General features: G+C 34.2%; 5 protein-coding genes. All 5 read right to left on the bottom strand.

What is annotated here, in order from left to right:
• Positions 1–72, bottom strand: a 72-nt coding sequence (locus ACJMML_RS09615) for a GTP-binding protein (RefSeq protein WP_405307104.1), incomplete at its 3' end; no start/stop codon positions are given.
• Between the two features lie 51 nt (positions 73–123).
• Positions 124–507 (bottom strand): 30S ribosomal protein S6e, encoded by a 384-nt coding sequence (locus ACJMML_RS09610; protein ID WP_405294986.1) that lies wholly within the window; start codon positions 505–507, stop codon positions 124–126.
• Positions 508–542: 35 nt separating this feature from the next.
• Complete coding sequence (gene infB, locus ACJMML_RS09605; protein ID WP_405307103.1) at positions 543–2333, bottom strand: translation initiation factor IF-2; 1791 nt, start codon at positions 2331–2333, stop codon at positions 543–545.
• Between the two features lie 38 nt (positions 2334–2371).
• A complete protein-coding gene (ndk, locus tag ACJMML_RS09600; protein WP_292603960.1) occupies positions 2372–2824 on the bottom strand; it encodes a nucleoside-diphosphate kinase in 453 nt (150 codons plus the stop codon).
• Positions 2821–2982 carry a 50S ribosomal protein L24e gene (locus ACJMML_RS09595; protein ID WP_292886237.1) on the bottom strand — a complete coding sequence of 54 codons (162 nt, stop codon included), beginning with the start codon at positions 2980–2982 and terminating at the stop codon, positions 2821–2823. Before ACJMML_RS09595 ends, ndk begins: the two co-directional genes overlap by 4 nt.
• Positions 2983–3053: the final 71 nt, after the last annotated feature.

Raw genomic sequence — 3053 nt, 5'->3', positions numbered from 1 at the left:
TTTAGTAAGAGTAGTCTTACCATGGTCTACGTGACCAACTAAACCTATGTTAACATCTGACTGTACGTTCACAGATAACCACCTTTTATATTATAATTTAAAGTAATGAGAAAAATAGTAGAACTATTCTTCCTCTTCTTCACCAGCACCAAGAATTTCAGCTATTGATTTGCTTCCAGCTTCAGTAACTACAGTGTTGATTTGTACTATATCATCAGCAATAGTGTTTCCTCTAACGGTTTTTCTTCTTTTAACACCATCTGCTTTAGGATGATAACCGGTACCTCCAGTTAATAAACTTTTTATTCTTCTGGTACCTGAAACATCTTTTTTCATGGTAAAACCGTTTTTATCACTACCACCGGTTATTTTTAAAGTGTAACCATCTAAACCAACAATAGCACCATCAAATTCATCACCGATGACTAAACCGTTAAGTGCTTTAGTATCTTCGACTTCCATTTGATGAGTTTCAGCTTTTTGAGACACAACAATTTTGAATGCCATGGTATTCCTCCATAATTTTTATAACAATAAATTTATTATTCAAAAAGACCAAATTTACCCCAATCTGGATCTTGTTTACGTTTAATTTCGACAAATTCATATAAAGTTTCAAATTCATCTTCTGTTAACTTATCCTTAAACTCTCTTTCAATGAACTTGTAATGCTTTTCTGGAACATCAACATATAATTCATCGCCTTCATCAAAATGCTTTCCGACAATAGCATCTTTAATAGCCATAGCAACCCTTTGGCCTCTAGGGATAGAAGGTAATGTTTCACCCTTATCTTCCATACTTGCTATAACACCAACATATTCGCCATTCTTATTGATTAATGTTTGACCTTGTTTGACTGTACCACTAATGGATTCAATTCCAATAATGGCAGGTTTGCTCTGACGGAAAACTAGCTTAGGCAAAGACATGAATTTTGCAGGTTTAATAATGGCGTCATAAAATGCCTTTTTCTTGGCTTGTTCCATTTCATCAATCCAGGCTTCATAGTCTTCAATAATCTGGTAGATTACATCGCCCTTGAACAGCTTGACATCTGAATTATCCAAGTCTTCCTGGGAATTAGGATTGACATTAACATTAAAAGCAATGATTGCACCATGTGCATCATCTTCATTTAAAGCAATAGATGAATTAATTATATCTCTACGATTTACATCACCAATATCGGCTTCACGAATAGGAATGTCCAATTCCTTGAGCAACTTGACAATAGCTTCAAGAGAACCTAAAGTATCTGCCTTAACCAGAACACCTTCATCATCGGTGCTGATTGTAATATCCTCGATTTCCTTTAAGATCTCTTCTTCCACATCCTCATTATCATTCAATACCCTTAATGGAGAACCTGAAATTACATCATCTAAATTTGGAGCAGCTATTTTGATACCTGCTGCTGCAACCACTTCATCGAACTTTTGGAATTTCTTTTTAGAATCCCTCATTTCCTCGAGTGGAAGCGGCCTTAAAATAGATCTGATTTTAGTTGTCAGAACCTCATTTGAAGAGGTCATCAAAGCTATTTCATCATTAGTTCGCAAAACACCATCATAAATAATGCTATCAATAGTGAGACCTAATCCCACTTCTTCCTTAATCTCCAATACTGTTCCTTTAGCAGGAGCATCTTCATTAATTTCAAGCTGCTCGGTTAAATATTCTTGAGCAAGACCCAAAAGCATTGCTAAAACTTCAATAATTCCTTCACCTGACCTAGCACTAATCGGAATAATACTGATTTGTGAAGCGAAATTACTGATTCTGTCAAATCTTTCAGACTGGAATCCTTCCTTGTGAAGAGTACCGACAATCTCATAGACCTTGGTGTCTAAATCTTGCTGTACACTTGGAGCTTGCTGATTGAAAGATTCCTTAAAAGAAGCACCTTCATGTGTTTCCCAACCAAAAATCATATCAATCTTGTTTGCAACAACAATGAAAGGAGTTTTATACATTTTGAGAATATTTATTGCTTCATATGTTTGAGGTTTAAAACCTTCATTAATATCAAGAATTAAAACAGCTAAATCCGCTAAAGCACCACCACGTTTTCTTAAACTGGTAAATGCAGCGTGACCCGGAGTATCAATGAAGAACAATCCTGGTATTAAATCTTTGATAGTTAATCGTGATATAAAATTCCCACAGATTTCTTCAATAGTATCATTTGGGATTTCTGTAGCACCAATATGTTGTGTAATACCACCTGCCTCTTTATCGGCAATAGCACTACCTCTAATATAATCTAATAATGTAGTTTTTCCGTGGTCTACATGTCCTAAAACTGATACAATTGGGGATCTGATTTTCATAATATCTTCTTTAATAATAAAACTTTTAAAATCTAAATTTATTCATAAATTAAATCATTATCAATAATCTGATAATCGCAAATTTCATCTTCATTAAAGAAAAGGCCAATTTCTCTTTCTGCAGATTCAGGAGCATCTGATGCATGAATAATGTTTCTTCCGGTATCCATACCAAAGTCTCCTCTAATAGTTCCAAGATCTGCTTCTAAAGGATTGGTTGCTCCAACAATTTTTCTAATAGTAGTAATTGCTTCTTCTCCTTGAATTACCATAGCAAGGCATGGTGAAGAAGTAATGTATTCAACTAAACTTGGGAAAAATGGTTTTTCAGCGTGTTCTCCATAATGAGTTTTTGCTAAATCTTCATCAATTTGAATTAATTTACATGCTACGATTTGAAGACCTTTATCTTCAAAACGGGATAATATTTTACCCATGAGACGTCTTTGAACAGCGTCTGGTTTCATCATTACAAAACTTTTTTGAATCATTGTTTAACCCATTTAACTTTTCTTGGAACTCTTCCGAGTTTAATCATATTTTTTTCGCATTTGCTGCTACAAAAGAAATAAATTGAACCGTCTCTTTTAACGTACATTTTTCCTGTACCTTCTTCTATTTCTTTATTACAGAATGAACAAGTTCTCATGCTTTTACACCTTCTTAAGGAGTTCTAATTTCTTTAGCTTCTCTAATTGTATCAAGTAACATTAAAATGTC

Source organism: Methanobrevibacter sp. (genome assembly GCF_045130115.1).
GTDB lineage: Archaea > Methanobacteriota > Methanobacteria > Methanobacteriales > Methanobacteriaceae > Methanocatella.
The sequence above is the reverse complement of the archived record's forward strand: the minus strand, read 5'-3'. Positions and strand labels throughout refer to the sequence as shown.

What these genes read in the sequence shown, in the direction of transcription:
- ACJMML_RS09610 (WP_405294986.1), bottom strand. Translation starts at nt 507, where the DNA reads ATGGCATTCAAAATTGTTGTGTCTCAAAAAGCTGAAACTCATCAAATG.
- infB (WP_405307103.1), bottom strand. Translation starts at nt 2,333, where the DNA reads ATGAAAATCAGATCCCCAATTGTATCAGTTTTAGGACATGTAGACCAC.
- ndk (WP_292603960.1), bottom strand. Translation starts at nt 2,824, where the DNA reads ATGATTCAAAAAAGTTTTGTAATGATGAAACCAGACGCTGTTCAAAGA.
- ACJMML_RS09595 (WP_292886237.1), bottom strand. Translation starts at nt 2,982, where the DNA reads ATGAGAACTTGTTCATTCTGTAATAAAGAAATAGAAGAAGGTACAGGA.